This window comes from Falsirhodobacter deserti (assembly GCF_004015795.1).
Classification (GTDB): Bacteria; Pseudomonadota; Alphaproteobacteria; order Rhodobacterales; family Rhodobacteraceae; genus Falsirhodobacter; species Falsirhodobacter deserti.
Genome location: NZ_ML137218.1, coordinates 1,308,228 through 1,326,178 on the forward strand (window position 1 = coordinate 1,308,228; position 17,951 = coordinate 1,326,178).

13 protein-coding genes, 1 tRNA gene and 1 pseudogene are annotated in these 17,951 nt (G+C 62.8%); 6 read left to right on the forward strand and 9 right to left on the reverse strand.

The window, feature by feature from the left end:
* The first annotated feature begins 2 nt into the window (after positions 1-2).
* Positions 3-845, forward strand: coding sequence for a sn-glycerol-3-phosphate ABC transporter permease UgpE (gene ugpE, locus JX25_RS06555; protein WP_128254253.1), 843 nt, complete (start codon positions 3-5; stop codon positions 843-845).
* 9 nt (positions 846-854) lie between these two features.
* Complete coding sequence (locus JX25_RS06560; protein ID WP_128254254.1) at positions 855-1,931, forward strand: sn-glycerol-3-phosphate import ATP-binding protein UgpC; 1,077 nt, start codon at positions 855-857, stop codon at positions 1,929-1,931.
* Positions 1,932-1,950: 19 nt separating this feature from the next.
* Here JX25_RS06560 and JX25_RS06565 read toward each other — a convergent pair whose 3' ends face one another.
* Positions 1,951-2,433, reverse strand: coding sequence for an EAL domain-containing protein (locus JX25_RS06565; RefSeq protein ID WP_206611524.1), 483 nt, complete (start codon positions 2,431-2,433; stop codon positions 1,951-1,953).
* A 188-nt stretch (positions 2,434-2,621) separates the two neighbouring features.
* On the opposite strand from JX25_RS06565, the gene JX25_RS06570 reads away from it, so the two are divergent.
* Entirely contained in the window at positions 2,622-2,942 is a 321-nt protein-coding gene (locus JX25_RS06570) for an arsenate reductase family protein (protein ID WP_128254255.1), read from the forward strand.
* On the opposite strand, the gene JX25_RS06575 is transcribed toward JX25_RS06570, so the two are convergent.
* The gene (locus tag JX25_RS06575; RefSeq protein WP_128254256.1) at positions 2,939-3,145 is read right to left on the reverse strand and encodes a cold-shock protein; all 207 of its coding nucleotides are present in this window, start codon (positions 3,143-3,145) and stop codon (positions 2,939-2,941) included. The genes JX25_RS06570 and JX25_RS06575 overlap by 4 nt on opposite strands.
* A gap of 169 nt (positions 3,146-3,314) precedes the next feature.
* On the opposite strand from JX25_RS06575, the gene JX25_RS06580 reads away from it, so the two are divergent.
* Positions 3,315-3,404 (forward strand) — tRNA-Ser (locus JX25_RS06580).
* Between the two features lie 323 nt (positions 3,405-3,727).
* A complete protein-coding gene (locus JX25_RS06585; protein WP_128254257.1) occupies positions 3,728-3,937 on the forward strand; it encodes a hypothetical protein in 210 nt (69 codons plus the stop codon).
* Between the two features lie 63 nt (positions 3,938-4,000).
* Here the strand turns inward: JX25_RS06585 and JX25_RS06590 are convergent, their stop codons facing one another.
* The 7 genes and pseudogenes from JX25_RS06590 to JX25_RS06615 all read right to left on the reverse strand — a co-directional run bounded on the left by JX25_RS06590 (position 4,001) and on the right by JX25_RS06615 (position 16,876).
* Positions 4,001-5,662, reverse strand: a complete 1,662-nt coding sequence (locus JX25_RS06590) for a BCCT family transporter (protein WP_128254258.1) — start codon at positions 5,660-5,662, stop codon at positions 4,001-4,003.
* A 369-nt stretch (positions 5,663-6,031) separates the two neighbouring features.
* Positions 6,032-11,191 carry a DUF4011 domain-containing protein gene (locus tag JX25_RS06595; RefSeq protein ID WP_128254259.1) on the reverse strand — a complete coding sequence of 1,720 codons (5,160 nt, stop codon included), beginning with the start codon at positions 11,189-11,191 and terminating at the stop codon, positions 6,032-6,034.
* A 95-nt stretch (positions 11,192-11,286) separates the two neighbouring features.
* Positions 11,287-12,039: a zinc-binding dehydrogenase gene (locus JX25_RS15075; RefSeq protein ID WP_241557867.1), complete on the reverse strand. Its 753-nt coding sequence runs from the start codon at positions 12,037-12,039 to the stop codon at positions 11,287-11,289.
* 4 nt (positions 12,040-12,043) lie between these two features.
* Positions 12,044-12,454, reverse strand: a pseudogene (locus tag JX25_RS15080) (alcohol dehydrogenase catalytic domain-containing protein); the annotation flags it as partial.
* Positions 12,455-12,473: 19 nt separating this feature from the next.
* A complete protein-coding gene (locus JX25_RS06605) occupies positions 12,474-13,358 on the reverse strand; it encodes an SRPBCC family protein (protein ID WP_128254260.1) in 885 nt (294 codons plus the stop codon).
* 121 nt (positions 13,359-13,479) lie between these two features.
* Positions 13,480-16,338 carry an excinuclease ABC subunit UvrA gene (gene uvrA, locus JX25_RS06610; protein WP_128254261.1) on the reverse strand — a complete coding sequence of 953 codons (2,859 nt, stop codon included), beginning with the start codon at positions 16,336-16,338 and terminating at the stop codon, positions 13,480-13,482.
* Between the two features lie 79 nt (positions 16,339-16,417).
* On the reverse strand, positions 16,418-16,876 hold the full coding sequence (locus JX25_RS06615; RefSeq protein WP_128254262.1) for a hypothetical protein: 459 nt from the start codon (positions 16,874-16,876) through the stop codon (positions 16,418-16,420).
* Positions 16,877-16,952: 76 nt separating this feature from the next.
* Between JX25_RS06615 and moaA the strand changes: the two genes are divergently transcribed.
* Positions 16,953-17,951, forward strand: a complete 999-nt coding sequence (moaA, locus tag JX25_RS06620) for a GTP 3',8-cyclase MoaA (protein WP_128254263.1) — start codon at positions 16,953-16,955, stop codon at positions 17,949-17,951.

Genomic DNA, 17,951 nt, shown 5'->3' on the forward strand with positions numbered 1-17,951 from the left:
CCATGCATCGGACGAAACCCCTCGACCATGTCATCCTGATCATCGGCGCGCTGTTTCTGGTGATGCCGGTGGTGGTGGCCTTCATGACCTCCACGCACACGGCGGCAGAAATCCACCGTCAGGGCCTGCAAATCCTGCCGGGCAGCCATCTTGCGGAAACCTATGGCACCGTGCTGACGCAGCGTGGCGGCTTCACCGGCGAGATTACGGGCATGCGGATGCTGATGAATTCGTTCATCCTTGGCATCGGCTTTGCGGTGGGCAAGATCGTGCTGTCGATGATGGCGGCCTATGCGCTGGTGTATTTCCGCTTTCGTGCGGCCACCTTCATGTTCTGGGTGATCTTCACCACGCTTCTTCTGCCGCTGGAAGTGCGGATCATGCCGTCTTACGGCGTGATGTCGGATCTGCATCTGCTGAACACCTATACCGGCCTGATCGTGCCGCTTCTGGCCTCGGCCACTGGCACCTTCTATTTCCGGCAGTTCTTCAAATCGATCCCGGACGAACTGCTTGAAGCCGCCCGCATCGACGGTGCAGGACCGATCAAGTTCTTCATCGACGTGATCGTGCCCCTGTCCAAGACAATGATCGCGGCCATCTTCATCATCATGTTCGTTTATGGCTGGAACCAGTATCTTTGGCCAATGCTGATGACGACGGATGAGTCCTTCTTCACCCTGATGCGCGGGATTAAATCGATCCTTCAGGTGTGGGTCGGCTCGCAGATCCCCGATTACAACCAGGCCTTCGCGATGGCGGTGCTGGCCATCATCCCCCCCGTTGCGGTGGTGGTGATCTTCCAGCGCTGGTTCATCAAGGGCCTGACCGAAAGCGACAAGTAAGGAGCCGTCATGGCCAAGATCACGATCGACAACGTGGTAAAGACCTATGCGGGCGGCAACACGGCCGTCCACGGGGTTACCCTCGACATTCAGGATGGCGAGTTCATCGTGCTGGTGGGCCCTTCCGGCTGCGGCAAATCCACCCTGCTGCGCATGGTTGCGGGACTGGAAACCATCAGCGGGGGCGAGGTTCGCATCGGTGAGCGGCGCGTCAACGATCTGGACCCGGCCGATCGTGACATCGCGATGGTGTTCCAGAACTATGCGCTTTACCCCCATATGACGGTTCGCGAAAACCTCGCCTATGGTCTGAAGAACCGGGGCACTGCGAAAGCCGAGATCGAGGCGCGGGTGGCCGAAGCCGCACGGATGCTGGAAATCAGTCAGTATCTTGATCGCAAGCCGCGCGCCCTTTCAGGTGGCCAGCGCCAGCGCGTCGCCATGGGCCGCGCCATCGTGCGCAAGCCCGCGGCCTTCCTGTTCGATGAACCGCTTTCCAACCTTGACGCCAAGCTGCGCGTCACGATGCGGGGCGAGATCCGCAAGCTTCAGAAACGGCTGGGCACGACATCGCTTTACGTTACGCATGACCAGCTTGAAGCGATGACGCTGGCGGACCGGCTTGTCGTGCTGAATGGCGGCCGGATCGAACAGATCGGAAAGCCGCTGGAAATCTATCACCGCCCCGCCTCTACGTTCGTGGCAAGCTTCATCGGCTCTCCGGCAATGAACCTTGTCGATGCGCGGATTGATAACGGAACGCTCTCCTTCGGCGGGCTGACCGTTGCCGTCGGATCGGCAGTAAACGGTCCTGTAACGCTGGGCCTGAGGGCCGAGGATATGCAGGTTGCGCCCCCCGGTCAGGCCGGCATGAGCATGCAGGTCGAGTATATCGAAGAACTGGGCGCGCAAAGGCTCGTTCATGGGATGGTCGGCGATCAGGCACTGACGGTCACCCTTTCCCCCGCTGTCCCACTGACGGATGTGATGCAGCTGACCCTTCCTGCCGACCGGCTGCACCTGTTCGACGCGCAGACCGGCACGCGCCTGCACGCCGAGCCGCGCCGCGTGGTTCAGCCCGCCTGATCAGGCCACCCTGCTCGTTTCAGCCGGTTCGGGCAGGGTCAGGGCACCGGGGCGGCCCAAGAAATAGCCTGCGCTTCATCACATCCTTCATGCTGCAGCAGCGACAACTGCGCGGGCGTTTCCACACCCTCGCCAGCACCGGCACTTCGCGGCTGCGCCCAAGCGCGAGGATCGCGCGGATGATGGCCATGGAGTGCCGGCTCGTCCCCACGTCGCGGATGAAGCTTCGATCCAGCTTGATGTTGTCGAAGGGGAACGCGCGCAACGTTTCAAGCGAGGAGTAGCCCGTTCCGAAACCGTTTATGGCGATCGTCACCCCAAGCTCCTTGATCTGGCCAAGCATGGACAGCGCCCGCTCCTTCCCGGCGATGATAGTGCTTTCCGTGATCTCCAGCTCCAGCCGCCAAGGATCAAGACCGGTTTCGACCAATATCGCCTGCAGGTGCGGCACAAAATCGGGGTTGTTCAACTGTACGGGCGAAAGGTTCACCGCGATGTGCACCTTGCCGGCCCATCCTGCAGCAAAATGGCGAGGCTCGCCTCTACCGGGATGACCATGCCGGCGCGAGCCCAGATGTCGATGACCTGCAGTGTTCACAGGCAGCATGGGTCCGTCGGTGAATGGATCCTTTACCGCTTGTACGGATTTTGAGATATTTCCGACCTAATTCGAATGAAAAAGGGCACGCAATGATCATTTACGGCATCCCTACCTGCGACACATGCCGCAAGGCAAGGAAGGCGCTGGCGGGTCATGATCCACAATGGCGCGATATCCGCGCCCTGCCCTTGTCGAAAGACGAGGTGACCGAGATCGTGGCGGCGTTTGGGGATCGTGCCGTCAACCGTTCTTCGACAACGTGGCGCGGCCTTGGCGATGATGAACGGGCGTTGTCGCCCCGCGATCTGATCCTGAAGCACCCGACAATAATGAAACGCCCCGTGATCCGGAGCGATTCAGGTCTTCACCTTGGTTGGGGAAATGACGTGCAGGCCGCCCTGCTGCCTTAAAGAAGGCGCAGGTCACCCGCCGAGGAACGCCCATCGCGACCGGACTGGAGTTCGTAGCCAATCTTCTGATTGTCGTTCAGCTCGCGAAGCCCGGCCCGTTCCACCGCAGAGATGTGAACGAAAACGTCTTTGCCACCGTCATCCGGTGCAATGAAGCCGAAGCCTTTCGTGGTGTTGAACCATTTAACAGTCCCGGTCGGCATGACACTCCCTCATCACAGTCGCCTTATACGAGCAGCATGCCCCAAGCCGCGACAAATGCAAGCGGTTAGATGAGTTATATTCAACCTTGGATTGTGACACTCCGCTTTATGGTTTTTGTGAAGAACCCACTTGAACATATATGCCATATCGGTCTATTCACCGCTCAACGGAGAGGTGGCCGAGTGGTCGAAGGCGCACGCCTGGAAAGTGTGTAGGCGGGGAACCGTCTCGAGGGTTCGAATCCCTCTCTCTCCGCCATATATTTCTGATGTCACTGGGCCGTGATAAGAGTTCTACGTCCCCCGAAGTATCTCGCCAACCTTGAAGCGAATATTGGCAATGGGATGCAACGACTCATCTCTTCATTTCTGCGCTAAGCGCCGCATATGGAACATCCCTGAGCGACAAAAGCGATCTTCGTTGAGTACGCCAAGGCTTGCACGGTGTTCCAGTCCTTCAACCTGTTCCCGCGGATGACCGCACTGGACACGTCGTGTTCGGTCCCTGTTACCACGGCGTGAGCAAGGAGGCCGCAGAGCAGGTGGCGATGACCCCCTTTGCCTGCGTGGGCATGGCCGCCCATGCCGCAAGTTCCCGCACCAGCTTTCGGACGAGCAGAAACAGCATGTCGTAATCGCCCGCGTGCTGGCCTCGAAATGTGGTTTGCCAGTCTTGTCAGCGACCGGGTGATCATGATGGAGAGTGACGATATCGCCGCCAACATCACGGCGGACAAGCTCGCCAAAGCGCCGGACACAAGCCGGATTTGCCGCTTCATGGCCACCGGCTGAGGGCTCTGGCAACCTCGATGCCGGTGATGAAAAGAGCGGGCACTGCCCGCTCTTTTCGTTTGATCAACGCGGCTCGGCCATCAGGCCCTTGATCAGCGCCACGCACGCAGCAAGCAGAACGACCGCGAATGGAAGGCCGGTGGATACCGCCATCGCCTGCAGCGCCGTCAGGCCACCGCCCAGAAGCAGCGCAATCGCGACCAAGCCCTGCACGGTTCCCCAGAACACCCGCTGCGGAACGGGCGCGTTGATCTTGCCGCCGGCGCTGATCGTGTCGATCACCAACGAGCCGGAGTCGGACGAGGTCACGAAGAACACCGCGACCAGCACGATCCCGATAAGAGAGGTGATCGCCGTCAGCGGCAGATGGGCCAGCATCTCAAACAGTTGCAGTTCCACGCCCGCATCCTGCACCGAGGTGATGCCCTGTGACACCACCTGCGAAATGGCTGTCCCGCCCAGTGCCGTCATCCACAGCGTGGAGAAGAGCGACGGAACCAGAAGAACCGCGATCAGGAACTCGCGCACGGTGCGCCCGCGGCTGACGCGCGCAATGAACATGCCGACGAACGGCGACCAGCTGATCCACCATGCCCAATAGAAGGCCGTCCAGCCCTGGCGATAGTTGTCGTCCTCTCGGCCGATCGGGTTGGCCAAGGCAGGCAGATATTCGACATACGCCAGCAGGTTCTTGAAGAAGCCGAAAAGGATCTGAAGCGTCGGCCCCACAAGGATGACGAACAGCAGCAACAGGACCGCCAGCACCATGTTGATCTCGGAAAGGCGCTTGATGCCCTTTTCCATCCCGTTGATGATGGATGCGATGGCAAAGCCGGAAATCACGATGATCAGCATGACCATCGAGCCGATGGTGGCCGGAATACCGAATAGGAAGTCCAGACCCGCAGCGGCCTGCTGCGCGCCGATCCCAAGCGACGTGGACAAGCCGAAGATAGTGGCCAGAACCGCCACAATGTCGATGATGTGGCCCGGCCACCCCCACACACGCTCTCCGAAGATCGGATAAAATACGGAACGCAGGGTCAGCGGCAGGCCCTTGTTGAAGGCGAAAAGCGCCAGCGACAGCGCCACGATGGCATAGATTGCCCACGGGTGAATTGCCCAGTGGAAGATCGTGGCAGCCATGGCAAGCCGCCGCGCGCCTTCCGCATCCCCTTCGGCACCCCCCAGCGGCGACCAGTCGGTGCGCACGCCATCAGGGCCGAACACGGGGCCGTCGAAAGCTGCCGTGAAGTTCCCCATCGGTTCCGCAACACCATAGAACATCAGACCGATGCCCATGCCTGCCGCAAACAACATCGCCAGCCACGACGCATAGCTGTAATCGGGCGTCGCATCCGGCCCGCCCAGCCTGATCCGCCCCAGCGGCAGCACGATCAGCACCAGGCAAACCAGCACGAAGATGTTGGCCGCCATGATGAAGAACCAGGCCATGTTGCTGGTCAGGAAATCCCGCAGACCGGTGAACAGCGGCCCCACGGTCGTCTGGAAGATCAGCGTCAGGACCGTGAAGCCCACGATGCCAAGCGCCGCGACGCTGAACACCACGTTGTGGATGTCCATCTCGAAGACGAAGCGCCGCCGATAGTTGGTGTTGTCCTGCCCGATCTCATAATCGGTATCGATGATTTCGGTGGCACCCTCGGGTGCCGGAACCGCCTCGGACGGCTCCTGATCGTCGGGAACTTGGGTGTTCTCTGCCAAGTGTCTTTCCTTTTGCAGTCTTGATCATCTGACGCCCGAAGCCAAACGGCCGGACGCTGGCGCATAGACGCGCCTCGCTAAGATGTGATGTCTTAAGCAGTTACTATAGGTGAAATGCTGCCAATGCTCAACCAATCAAGGGTTCTGGTGCAGGAACAGCATCTGCCGGCGCGTATATTTCAACCCACGATTGCGGGCCCTGAACCGCCTGATCTTGCCAATCACGGGCGCAGAAAGGGACTGTCCCTGGACCCGACCGCTACCAGACAGCTGCATCGCAGTAAGCCGAAAAGAAGGAGGCACGACGATCATGAGCGAGCTGACACCGCCTGATCCCGTGCGCCCCGGCAATGCTGCCGGGGAAACCAGTCATTCCGCAGCGGCGGCCCGTTTTGCGCGATCAGCCTGTAACAGCGCAAGAAGGTCGGCGTTGATGCGGCTTGCAACCGTGGAGGGACTGCGGAACCACTCGGTTGACCAGATGCGCAGGATGGACCAGCCCAGCCCCTCCAGCACCGTCTGGCGGACCTTGTCGCGATCGCGTGCCGTGGCCGAGGAGTGGTAAGTTGCCCCGTCGCATTCGATGCCCGCAAGATAGGTACCCGCGCGATCGGGATGGACCACGCCCAGATCGATGCGAAAGCCCGATACGCCGATCTGGGGGCGAAGCTCCCATCCATGCGCCTCGATTGCCGATTTTATCGCCGCCTCGAACGCATTTTCCACCGGACCAAGCGAGCCATGGTCCTGTGCGGGCAGCGCAACCGCCCCCCGCCCCGCAAAATCAAGAAACGCCTTCAGGTCGCGCACGCCTTGGGCGCGGGTGCGGGTCAGGTCGATCTCGTCCGCATGGACCGAGGCGAAAACGTGCAACTCCCGCCTTGCGCGGGTGACGGCAACGTTCAGCCGCTTTTCGCCCCCATCAAGGTTCAGCGCGCCGAAGGCCATCGAAAGCTTGCCCGCCTGATCAGGTCCAAACGTGACGGAAAACAGCATCACGTCCCGTTCATCCCCTTGGATGTTTTCAAGGTTCTTGACGATGACCGGCTCTTCCCTTTCGTCATCGAAGAACCATTCAAGGTCGGGGTTCTGGCGGCGTTCCTCGTCCAGCAGATCGAGGATCAGCTTTTGCTGTTCTGCGTTGAAGGTGATGACGCCAAGGGTCAGGCGGTCAGCTTCGGGCAGGCCCAGCCATTCGGTCAGCCGCGTCACGATCATGGCGGTAATGGCGCGCGCTTCCGCCTCGTTGGTGCGCCCCTGCCCGCGGCCATAAACACCGCCGACATGATGCAGTTGCACCGCCTTCGATTGCGTGTCCGGCGACGGGAAGGTGACCAGCCGCCCGCCATAGTAATGCCAGTTGGAAAACGCGATAAGCGATTCATCGCGACTGCGGTAATGCCAGTCCAGCTGCCGCATCGGGATGCCCGCAGCCGAAACCTCATCAAGGATGGAGGGGAGGTCGCGGTCGATTTCGGGCAGGTCCTCCTCGTCGTCGTCGCTGCGGCCGAAGAAATTGGTGGGCGGAAGCTGTTTGGGATCACCCACCACGATGGCCTGCCTGCCGCGGGCGATGGCGCCGATGGCATCCCACGTCGTGATCTGCGAAGCCTCATCGAAGATCACCACGTCAAAGGCCGCCTGCCCCGCCGGCAGATACTGCGCCACCGAAAGGGGCGACATCAGCACGCAAGGGGCAAGGCGCGTGAAGCTGGTGGGCATTTCGGCGACCAGCGTCCGGATCGGCATGCTGGGCCGCTTCAGGCCCATCTGGTGGCGCAGCGTCCCCAGTTCCGACTTCTTCGGCACGGCATCCTTGGCGGGCAGGCCGTGCTGGATCCGGCGCATCACCTGCGTGGCCGCCAGCTGCGTTGCGCGGTTGTCGAGGGCACGGAACCTTTCGATCGCATCCTCATGTGCCCAGTGGGCGAACTGGCGCAGCGTATCCGAGGCATCCATCGCCAGAGGCAGCCACCAGCGGGCATAGGCGATGTCGAAGGCATCTTCGGCCGAACAGGGCAGAGACGGCAGCGCGGCCACAAGCGGGCCAAGGCCTGCCGCCTCGGCCTCGTGCCGCGCCGCGCACCAGCGGGTCCAGTCGGAAAGGGCGGCGCGGCGCGCCTCAATCTCGTCCAGCCCAGAGGCCAGTTCCGTCAGTGGCAGGTCCGTCCTGCTGCCCGAGGCGGCTTCAAAGGCCCGTGCGGCATCCTGCCAGCGCGGCAATGCAGCCCCAAAGGCGACGAGTGCGGTCTGCAATGCGCCCTGATCCCGCCGCGCAAGGGCGATGCGCGCACGATCCCAGCGGGCCGGATCCGTCACATGCGCGTCCAGCATGCGCAGGCCCTTGTGCAGCCTTCCCGCGGCATCAAGCCACGCCGAAAACGCCGCCATATCCGTATCCGCACCTGCAAAGGCGGGGCAGCCCGCAAGGCCCAGCGCGTCGATGCGCTTGCGCAGATCGCGCAGTCGGATCAGCGCCGGCAAATCTCGCTCCGGATCTGCCGCGCCCTTCGCATAGGTTTGCAGCAGCTTCGTCACGCCCGATTTCGCAAAAGCGGAAAGCGGCCATATCCTGGTCTGCGCGACGCGCCAGTCGGTATCCATCTTCTCCAACGGCATGGAGGGAAGGCCGTCCAGCGCGTAATCGGCAGCCAGCCCGTCCCTTGCCGACTGATGCTGGCGCAGAAGGCTGGCAAGATCCGTCTCCAGCGCGCGCAGGGTATGGATGTCGCGGTCCAGCGCCCATGAAAGGTCCGGCCCGTCCGTCAGGCCCGAAAGCTGCGCCAGCCCTTCACGTCCTGTAACCGAACCTTCCGGATCTGGGCGCAGGCCCAGTTCGGCGCGCAAGGCAGTCATCGCCTCCAGAAGCGCCCGGCCCGCGTCGCGCAGGGTGGCAGTGCGGTCCAGAAGCTCCGCCTCCCAGCTGAACGACCATTCGTCAGTCGCGATCAATGCAAAGCCGGATGTGCCCGCGATCTGCCACGTGCGCCCCGCCGTTTCGGCCAACCCGCGCAAGCGGCGATAGCTTTCGGCATCATGCGCATCGCGATTGCCGAAGGCCAGCGTGAAGCCCAGATCCGGCGCAGAGGCGACCCGACCGATTGCCTGAAACACGCTGAAGCCTTGCGAACCCTTGCGGTGCAGGGCTTCCACATAGGCGTTCAGCCGGTCACGATGCAGGCGCAGGTCATCGGCCACCTGCACCCATTCTTCGTCCGAGGCCTGAACGCTGCGGTCCCAGCTGCGCCCAAGTTGTTCCAGAACCGACTTGCGGTCGGCCTTGCTGGAATGAAGCTCCAGCGTGGCATCGCCAAGGCCATGGGCCGAAAGGCGGCGATGCACCACATCCAGCGCCGCCGATTTTTCTGCCACGAACAGCACCGTCTTCCCGAAGGCAAGGCACTGGGCGATGATATTGGCGATGGTCTGGCTTTTCCCCGTGCCGGGCGGACCGATCAGGACGAAGTCATGCCCCTCTTGCGCGGCCAGAACGGCGGCAAGCTGCGAGCTGTCGGCAGGCAGCGGCGCGAACAGGTCGGTCGGGGCGATGCGGCGGTCCACATCCTGCGGGATGGGCAGACCGGGCGCGCCTTCGGGCAGAAAGGGATTTTCAGGATTGTCCACCAGATGCCGCACCAGCCGGCTTTCACGCAGGCTGTCGGTCCGGTCCACCAGATCCTTCCACATCAGGAACTTGGCGAAGGAGAAGGTGGAAAGCGCCAACTCCTCCACCACCTCGAACCCAGCCACGTCACGCACGCGGCGGCGGAGGGCGTCGAAAATGCGCGGCAGATCCAGCCCGCTTTCATCGCGCGGAAGCTCCGCTTCCAGTTCGGGGATCTGCAGGTCGAAGTCGCGCTTCAGGAATTCCAGCAGCGTGGCGTTGAAGCGCACGTCATCCTCATGGGCCTCCATCACGTATTCGGACTGGGCCGACCGGCGGGTCAGCTTCACCGGAATAAGCAGAAGCGGTGCGCGATAGCTGCGGCTGTCATCTTCGGTCTTTTTCCAGCGCAGGAACCCGGCGGCAAGAAACAGCGTGTTGGTGCCGCCTTCCTGCATGTCGCTTGCGGCGCGGCGGTAAAGCTCCACCAGGCGGGCATTCGTTTCCTTCCCGGTCAGGGGAACGGCAAGCTGCCCCCGATCGAAGGCGTCGCGGGCAACCTCGAGGTTCAGGGCCTTCGCCTCGGCCGCCAGAAGATCGCGCGGGCCAACGGGATCTTCGTCCTTCAGGGCCAGCATGGTGAACCGGGCGCCGCCCGACAGCCGATCCTCCAACATCGAGATGTCGGGGCAGATGAAGGGCAGCGTCTGCCGTGTATCCTTGAAATTCAACAGCCGGTTGCGCAGCGACAAATCCAGCAGCTTGCGCTGCCAGCGTGCGATGCGATCCGCAGCGGTGGAGGGTTGGATCTCGATCACCTCGCCCGGCAGCCGGCCAAAATCCAGCGGTGGCGGCAGGATGGCAGGGCTGACCTCCACCTCGGCGGCGGCCTCGTCGGTTATGCGGTGGCTTGCAAGCGGACGGATACGGGCGGCGCGGGCACGCTTGATGTCAATGGCCAGCAGGAAGTCATGCTCCCGGTCCTCGTCCACGTGGGCACGGCCTTCGGCCACGGCATCATGGAAGCCAACAGACGGGCGCCTTGTCAGCAGCGTGGTTTCCGCCATGACAAATTCGCGCGCATCGGCGGCCTTGCGAACCGCCATGACGTCAGGCTCCGTGACCGCGCCGAAATCGCCCGACACCAGCCAGACCCCCGTCCATGCATGCCCTTCGCTGAACAGGATCACGGGATGCAGGCCGGCGGCCTCGAAGCAGGCCGCCAGCAGAAGCGCACTGTCGAGGCAGGTCGCAAGCCCCTCGGCCCGGATGCGGGCGGGATCGCGCAGCTTCTGGCCCTCTCTCTCGAACGAGGCGGGGGGAACGGCATAGGACAGCCCCATCCCCGTCAGCGCCGACCAGATCGCGCCGGCCAGCATCCATGCCCGCTCGGGCCGCTTGGACTGATAACCGTCGATGGCACCGCTGTGCCCTGCCCGCTCCAGCAGCAGCGAGGCCTCCTTCAGAACCCCTGCCACCACCGCATCATTGGGCGAGACATGGGCCGCCAGAAGCTGGGCCATTTCCGTCAGCCCGCCCCACTCGTCGCGGGCCAGCATCTCGATGTTGCGGGTATCCTGTGCCAGCAACACCTCCCCCTGCCGGACGGTCAGGGTCAGGCTGCCAAGTTCAGCTTCGTTCAGGCCACCAAGAAGTGCAGGATCAAGCGGTGTTTCCAAGCCCGGAAGCGCCACCTCTGCCCCCGGCGCGATGCGGTCCAGCATCCACGTCCTGGGCCGGAAGATGGCGGGCGAACTTTCCACCGTGACCGTCACGCCCTCCAGCGCCTCCTCGCCGTGATTGCGCACGACGAGCCGCTGAAGCACCGACACGCCGTTCTGCGAGGATGCGAAATTGACGCGGGAGGCGGCGGCAAGATCGACGGTCACCCGATCATTGCCTTCAACGTCAGCCATTTTGTTCATGATATAACCCCGCAGTCTTTGGCGCTCATTAACGCTCAGTGCGGGCGGATGCCAGAGGCAGATTCGGAAGGCGGCAGCAGAATGCCGCCTATCCGTCAAGGCGTAAATACCGCGCGAAGGCAGCCATCCTGCTTCGTCTTGAACATCTCGTACCCGCGGGGCGCGTCCTCCAGCGACATGCGGTGGGTGGCAAGGAAGGTCGGATCAAGCTCGCCTTCTTGGGCATGCTCCAGCAGGCGGGGAAGATAGGCCTGCCCGTGCTGCTGGGCCGTGCGGAGCGTCAGGCCCTTGTTCATGATGACGCCCATCGGAAACTTGTCGACCACGCCGTAGACGCCAAGAACCGACAACACCCCGCCCTTGCGGCAGGCGACGGCAGCCTCGCGCAGGGCGGTCGCGCGGTCGGTATGGGCGAACAGCTGCTGCTTCACGAGATCATAGGCATGGCCAAGGCCGGTGCCATGTGCCTCCATTCCCACTGCATCGATGCAGGCATCCGGGCCGCGGCCATAGGTCATTTCCTTCAGCGCCTCGGGCACGCTGTCGACCTTGGTATAATCCAGCACCTCGGCCCCCACGTGATCGCGGGCCATGGCCAGACGTTCGGGCAGACGGTCGATCGCGATGACGCGGCCCGCCCCCATCAGGAAGGCGGACTTCTGCGCCATCAGGCCGACCCCGCCGCAGCCCCAGACGGCCACGGTGTCGCCCGGACGGATATTGCAGAAATCTGCCCCCATGTACCCAGTGGGTGCCGCGTTCGACAGGAACAGCGCCGCCTCGTCCCCCCCCGTCGGGCACCTTGAAGCAATCCACATCGGCATGGGGCACACGGATATATTCGGCATGGCTTCCGGCATAGCCGCCAAAGGCATGGGTATAGCCATAAATACCCGCCGTGGCATGGCCCATGATGGGCTCCTGAAGCTCTGGCTTGGGGTGGGTCGTATCACACAAGGAATAAAGATCGTGCTGGCAATACCAGCATTCCCCGCACGAGATGAACGAGGGCACGACCACCCGGTCGCCCTTCCGGACCTTCTTCACGTCGCGGCCAACCTCGACCACTTCTCCCATGAACTCGTGGCCGATGATGTCCCCTTCACGGGCCGAAGGGATGTACCCGCCGATGAAGTGCAAGTCCGAACCGCAGGTCGTCGTTTTCCGGACGCGCAGGATCACGTCGCGGGGATTGAGGATGGCGGGATCGGGGACTGTTTCCACCCGCAGATCGTTGATGCCGTTCCAGCAAAGCGCGCGCATGGCGGTTCCTCCTGTTATCTCAGCGTGGGTCCGGCCGTGCTGCGGGCTGGCCGTGGATGGTTGGCACTTCACCCGTCAGCGCAAGGCTTTTCAGGAAGTGCAGCGCCTTCATCGCAAAAGCCTTCGGCACCGTTGGACCGAAGAAAGACACGGCAGCGCGGCCAAGCATCCCGCCCGGCGGATCGAACCGTGCATGCAGACGGACAGCCGTCCCGCGCCCCGTATCGGTCAGATGAAACGCAAGAACCGAAAGCGCGCCGCCATCCTCGCTGCGCCATATGACCGACCCTTCGTCATCACGATCAAGCCGCATCGTCCATGGCCGGATCACCCCGTGCAACGAAGGCATTGCCCAGCGGACCCGGTCCATGCCGTCCGGCTCCACCACCGCGTGGAAGCCGCCGATGCGGGCCAACATCTCGGGGTCGCGCAGAAGCTTGCGGATGTCGTGTGCCGGACGCTCGATCAGGATTACCTGCTCCACCTCGGGGTCGTCGGCAGTGGGGCCACCGGTGAGGCGGCGCGCCTCGCCACGCGGCGAAGGCTGCTGCGAAAGGACATAAGCGCAATAGGCATCGGCAGCGGCAACACCGCCCAGCGCCAGCAAAACGCCCGCATTGCCGCGTCCGGCAGCAACGGTGGCCATGTCCATCGCATCACCCGCCACACGGGCCGCCATCCAGGGGGCACGATCGGCCCCGCGGGAGGTGAGGATGCCAAGACCGCAAGCGATTTCCCGGATGCCGCAGGCCTGAACAAGGCCCGCATTCGCACCCGTCAATCGCGCGAAACGCTGCGGGGCCACCAGTTCGGCAAGGCCAAGCCCGATGGAGAACCAGCCAAGGCCGGTTGAAAGCGTGTTCGCGGTTTCATGGTCATCGTGAAGGGCGGGGTCTTGTTGCATCATGCTTGTCCATCTGTCCTTGCGGATGCCGGCGGTTCGCCTGCGCTTGATCCGCAACACGAAAAGATGGCCAAGGTTCCAAGACCCCGAGCCTCGTGCGGGCACCATCGTGCCCGCACGGTTATTCTGCGGCCATCCGCTTCTGCTTCAGCATGGGCGCAAGATAGCGGCCCGTATGGCTCGCCTCCACCCGCGCCACATCCTCCGGGGTTCCCTCGGCCACGATCCGGCCACCGCCATCCCCACCCTCGGGGCCGATATCGATCACCCAATCCGCGGTCTTCACCACATCAAGGTTGTGTTCGATCACCACGACCGTGTTGCCCTGATCGACCAGCTCGTGCAGCACCTCCAGCAGCTTCTTCACATCCTCGAAGTGCAAGCCGGTTGTCGGTTCGTCCAGAATGTAAAGCGTGCGGCCCGTGGCCCGGCGCGACAGCTCTTTCGACAGCTTGACACGCTGCGCCTCACCGCCCGAAAGCGTCGTCGCCTGCTGGCCGACCTTGATATAGCCAAGGCCGACACGCAGCAGTGCATCCATCTTTTCGCGGATGGAGGGTACGGCCTGGAAGAAGGCCTGCGCATCCTCCACTGTCATATCCAGAACATCGGCGATGCTTTTGTCCTTGAACTTGATCTCCAGCGTTTCGCGGTTATAGCGCGCGCCCTTGCAGGTTTCGCAGGTGACATACACGTCGGGCAGGAAGTGCATCTCGATCTTGATGACGCCGTCACCCTGGCACGCCTCGCACCGGCCGCCCTTCACGTTGAAGGAGAACCGGCCGGGACCATAGCCCCGCGCCTTCGATTCCGGCAGGCCCGCGAACCAGTCGCGGATGGGCGTGAAGGCGCCGGTATAGGTGGCGGGGTTCGACCGCGGGGTGCGCCCGATGGGGCGCTGGTCGATGTCGATCACCTTGTCCAGATGCTCGAACCCCTTGATCGTCTCGCACGGGGCGGGCGTTTCACGCGCGCCGTTCAGCTTCAGCGCCGCCGTCTTGAACAGCGTTTCGATGGTCAGCGTGGATTTACCCCCACCCGACACGCCCGTCACGCAAACGAACTTGCCCAGTGGGAAATCGGCCGTCACGTCCTGCAGGTTGTTGCCGCTGGCCTTCACCACCGTCAGCTTCTTGCCGTTGCCTTTCCGGCGTTCGGCCGAGAAGGGGATGAACCGCGTGCCGTTCAGATACTGGCCGGTGACGCTTTGCGGATTGGCAGCAATCTGTTCGGGTGTGCCGTGGGCCACCACCTGCCCGCCATGGACCCCTGCCCCCGGACCGATATCGAAAACGTAATCGGCCTCGCGGATGGCATCCTCGTCATGTTCGACCACAAGGACGGAATTGCCCTGATCGCGCAGGTTCTTCAGCGTGGTCAGCAGGCGGTCATTGTCGCGCTGGTGCAGGCCAATGGACGGTTCGTCCAGCACGTAAAGCACGCCCGTCAGACCCGACCCGATCTGGCTGGCCAACCGGATGCGCTGGCTTTCACCGCCCGAAAGCGTGCCGGCGGCACGGCTCATGGACAGGTAATCAAGACCGACATTGACCAGAAAGCCCAGACGCTCGCGGATTTCCTTCAGGATGGCGCGGGCGATCTCGTTCTTCTGGGCGCTCAGCGCCGCGGGAACGGTGTCCATCCACGCGTAGGCATCCTTGATCGACATCTCGACCACCTGACCGACATGCATTCCGCCGATCTTGACCGCCAATGCCTCGGGCTTGAGGCGATAGCCCGCACAAACGCCGCAGGGACGCTGGTTCTGGTACCGCTCCATCTCCTCGCGGCTCCACGCGCTGTCGGTTTCGCGGTAACGACGTTCAAGGTTCGGGATCAGCCCTTCGAAGGTGCGCGCGATCTGGTAGACGCGGCCCGCCTCGTCATAGCGGAACGTGATCTCGTCCTTGCCCGAACCGCTCAGGAAGACCGACTGGACCTTCTCGGGCAGATCTTTCCACTTCGTCTTGCGATCGAAACCATAATGGGTCGAAAGCGCCTCGATCGTCTGGGTTACGTAGGGGGATTTCGACTTGGCCCAGGGCGCAAGCGCCCCTTGGGCGATGGACAGGTTCTGGTCCGGCACGATCAGGCGCGGGTCGAAGAACAGCTCCACCCCCAAACCGTCACAGGCGGGGCAAGCCCCGAAGGGCGCGTTGAACGAAAACAGGCGCGGCTCGATCTCGGGGATCGTGAAGCCGGACACCGGGCATGCGAACTTTTCCGAGAAGGTGGTGCGTTCCGGCTCCTCCCCCTCGGGCACGGCGGTTTCAAAGATGGCGATGCCATCGGCAAGGTTCAGCGCGGTGCGGAAACTGTCGGCAAGGCGGATCGCGATATCGCCGCGCACCACGATCCGGTCGACCACGACGTCGATGTTGTGGCGGAACTTCTTGTCCAGCGTCGGCGGCTCGTCCAGCTCATGGAACTGGCCGTTCACCTTTACCCGCTGGAAGCCCTGCTTGCGCAGCTCCAGAAACTCTTTCCGATACTCGCCCTTCCGGTCACGCACGATCGGCGCCAGCAGATAGCCGCGCGTGCCTTCCGCCATGCCCATGACGATGTCGACCATGTCCTGCACCTGCTGCGCCGTGATGGGCAGGCCGGTGGCGGGGGAATATGGCGTGCCTGCACGGGCATAAAGCAGGCGAAGATAGTCATAAATCTCGGTCACCGTGCCAACGGTGGAACGCGGGTTCTTGGAGGTCGTCTTCTGTTCGATGGAAATGGCCGGCGACAGGCCGGAAATGCGATCCACATCCGGCTTGCCTGCCATGTCAAGAAACTGGCGGGCATAGGCGGACAGGCTTTCGACATAGCGCCGCTGGCCTTCGGCATAGATCGTATCGAACGCAAGGGAGGATTTTCCCGATCCCGAAAGCCCGGTGATCACCACGAACTGATCGCGCGGGATGTCGACGTCCACGCCCTTGAGGTTATGCTCGCGCGCGCCGCGCACCTCGATGAACTTCTGTTCCATGCCACTCCCCGGATCGGTCAGGCTGAAGATAGGGACTGGCAGCCGGACTGCCAAGGCGGATGCGAACGATAGGTGAACGTCAGCCGCCGTAGACAGTTATCTGCGGCAGATCCGTCAGCCCCAGGCCCAGCGCGCGATAGGCCGCAAGCGAAAGCTGGGCCGATCCCGCACCCGGAAGAAGATCAACAGCCACCGACTGGCCACCCGCCGTTTCGACGCGCCCCTTCTGCGGCTGCTTCACGAGCGAGGACCGCAGCCAGAAGCCCGGCTCTGCCGCGTTACCCAGCGCCACGACCACCTGCCCCAGCTGATCGGCCCCTGCATCGGCGGGCGTGGATAGGGCCCGCTGGCGCTCTGCCTCCGAGGTGAGGTCGTAGCTTTCCACCGACCGCGCGGCGCTTTGACCCACCACAGCAGATGCCGTGGACGTGGTCGTAGCCGGGGCCGGCCGTTCGGCAGGTGCCGCGCGGAATGGATTGGAAACGCCCGAACAGGCGCCAAGGATCAGAAGCGGGGCAAGAAGCAGAAGAACACGCATGCAGCAAAAGTTAAGCCAGCAGAGTTTGGTGTCAATCGCACTTGAGCGTGATGACCTTCAGCCCTAGTTTCCCGACATGCAAGCCCCACTGATCGATCCATTCCAGAGAGCCATCTCCTATCTGCGCGTTTCGGTCACGGACCGCTGCGATCTCCGCTGCCTTTACTGCATGGCCGAACAGATGACCTTCCTGCCAAAGGCCGAACTTCTGACGCTGGAGGAGTTGGACCGCCTGTGTTCCACCTTCATCGGGATGGGCGTGAAGAAACTGCGCGTAACCGGAGGGGAGCCGCTGGTCCGCCGCGGCATCATGGACTTCTTCCGCGCCATGTCGCGCCATCTTTCATCCGGCGCGCTGGAGGAACTGACCCTGACGACAAACGGGTCGCAATTGGCGAAATATGCGGATGATCTGGCGGCCTGCGGCGTGCGCCGCATCAACGTCTCGCTTGATACGCTGGATGACGGCAAGTTCGCCCATATCACCCGCTGGGGCCGGTTGAACCAAGTCATGGACGGGATTGCCGCCGCAAAGGCCGCGGGGATGCGGGTTAAGATCAACACCGTCGCCCTGAAAGGCTTCAACGAGGACGAGCTTTTCACCCTGCTGGACTGGTGCGCCACCCAGCAGCACGATCTGACCTTCATCGAGGTGATGCCGATGGGCGAAACCGGCGACAGGCTGGATCAGTTCTGGTCCCTTAAAGACCTGCGCCGCAGCATTGGCGAACGTCTCAGCCTGATCCCGCTGGCAGAGCGGACCGGCGGCCCCGCCCGTTACGTGCAGGTGGCCGAGACGGGTCAGAAGGTCGGGTTCATCACCCCCCTGTCCCATAACTTCTGCGAAAGCTGCAACCGCGTGCGCCTGACCTGCACGGGAGAGCTTTACATGTGCCTTGGCCAGGAAGATCGCGCCGATCTTCGCGATGCGATGCGCAGTGGGCTGTCGGATGGCGGGCTGGAAGATGCGATCCGCCGCGCGATCTCCCTCAAACCCAAAGGGCATGATTTTGATTATTCCCGCCGCGAAGTGGCCGGACAGATGCCCCGCCACATGAGCCATACTGGCGGCTGA

Coding starts and splice junctions, on each gene's coding strand:
- JX25_RS15075 (WP_241557867.1), bottom strand. CDS start 12,039: ATGCCGAATATATCCGTGTGCCCCATGCCGATGTGGATTGCTTCAAGG.
- JX25_RS06570 (WP_128254255.1), top strand. CDS start 2,622: ATGATCATTTACGGCATCCCTACCTGCGACACATGCCGCAAGGCAAGG.
- JX25_RS06615 (WP_128254262.1), bottom strand. CDS start 16,876: ATGCGTGTTCTTCTGCTTCTTGCCCCGCTTCTGATCCTTGGCGCCTGT.
- uvrA (WP_128254261.1), bottom strand. CDS start 16,338: ATGGAACAGAAGTTCATCGAGGTGCGCGGCGCGCGCGAGCATAACCTC.
- JX25_RS06575 (WP_128254256.1), bottom strand. CDS start 3,145: ATGCCGACCGGGACTGTTAAATGGTTCAACACCACGAAAGGCTTCGGC.
- ugpE (WP_128254253.1), top strand. CDS start 3: ATGCATCGGACGAAACCCCTCGACCATGTCATCCTGATCATCGGCGCG.
- JX25_RS06595 (WP_128254259.1), bottom strand. CDS start 11,191: ATGAACAAAATGGCTGACGTTGAAGGCAATGATCGGGTGACCGTCGAT.
- JX25_RS06585 (WP_128254257.1), top strand. CDS start 3,728: ATGCCGCAAGTTCCCGCACCAGCTTTCGGACGAGCAGAAACAGCATGT.
- moaA (WP_128254263.1), top strand. CDS start 16,953: ATGCAAGCCCCACTGATCGATCCATTCCAGAGAGCCATCTCCTATCTG.
- JX25_RS06605 (WP_128254260.1), bottom strand. CDS start 13,358: ATGCAACAAGACCCCGCCCTTCACGATGACCATGAAACCGCGAACACG.
- JX25_RS06560 (WP_128254254.1), top strand. CDS start 855: ATGGCCAAGATCACGATCGACAACGTGGTAAAGACCTATGCGGGCGGC.